This window comes from uncultured Campylobacter sp. (genome assembly GCF_937981295.1).
Classification (GTDB): Bacteria; Campylobacterota; Campylobacteria; order Campylobacterales; family Campylobacteraceae; genus Campylobacter_B.
The window spans coordinates 1-1224 of record NZ_CALJPC010000061.1 but is presented as its reverse complement, the minus strand read 5'-3'; the positions used below and the strand labels follow the sequence as shown (position 1 = coordinate 1224).

Sequence of the window (1224 nt, the reverse complement as noted above, 5' to 3'; positions counted from 1 at the left end):
TATATTTTGAACCCGGGAATTGTTTATTACAAGCGCAATTAAAACGCAACTCTCTATCGGTTATATGCTCGCAATCATCGGCGCACTTATGATTGGCAAGATCATAACCGAGCTTACAATGCTGCGTAGCGAAATCACTATCGTAAGCGAAAACATCAACGATAAATCTAGCATTAGCAATTTTAGGATCATCGCTATAATCAAACTTCTTTAAAGGATATATAAAGGTAGGAAAAGTTTGAGCACAAGCAAACTTATAAAAAACCTGTGTAGAAAATTCCTTATAAAGAAATATTTCATAATTATTATGAACTCTAACATAATGGTAAACTTCCATATCCGAGCCATCTTTTCTAAATCTATACATAAAAAGCTCATTTTCTCTATCGAAAGCAAGCTTATAAGTATAACGGTCATCTTCTTTATACATAGGCTCTCCGATAGGAGCGCCATATTTAGGAATAAAATTATAGCCACAACCAATTTCAGTGGCATTAGAAAGAGAGGCTACAAGTAGGAGGATTAGGGGGATAAATTTCACTTGAACCACCTTTTAACCAAAAGGCTTAAAACGGCGCAAATAGGGATAAGAATTATCGAAAACCAAACAAAAATGCTAAAAAAGAAATCAAAGCTATTAATGCCAGTAATAGGAATCATCTTATACATCTTGAGCCCCTAAAGTTTACTAACGTAAAATAAAACCAAACAAGCGAATAAAAAACCGCACAGAATACCGGACATAGAGGATAAATAATTAAAATCTGCCTGCGATAAACCAAGCTCTACCCAATAATTCATGATTCACTCACAAAAAAATCGATAGAATGAGAAACTACCTTAACGATCGCAACAAATGCGATAAAAACGCCAAAAAACGAATAAATAAAGATAGGTAAATTCGAAAGCGGCAAATCCATTTCATATCCTTATTAATTCGTTTATCCCTTGCAAAAAATGCAAGGGAATAAATTTAGCCTCGACGAATGAAGCCGATGCACCAGCGAACTACGACTATTCCGCCAAGCGCGATAAAAATAGCGCTAGCGACGGCAAAAACAGGCGAAACATCAAAAGTTCCCGACACTTTTCCGTCTGAAGCCATAGTAACATCGGCTAAAGCCTGCGTAGCACCGAAAAAGACAGAACCGAGCAAAATCGCCAAAGAATTGTTTCAATTCCCAACGGGATGGAATTCTACAAAAACTTAAAATTTTAGAAAGG

1 protein-coding gene is annotated in these 1224 nt (G+C 36.1%); it reads right to left on the bottom strand.

Features of this window, described 5'->3' with window-relative positions; all coding sequences use genetic code 11:
- Positions 1-541: hypothetical protein (locus Q0135_RS05055; protein WP_297988818.1), on the bottom strand; the 541-nt coding region annotated here is incomplete at its 3' end.
- Positions 542-1224 lie beyond the last annotated feature (683 nt).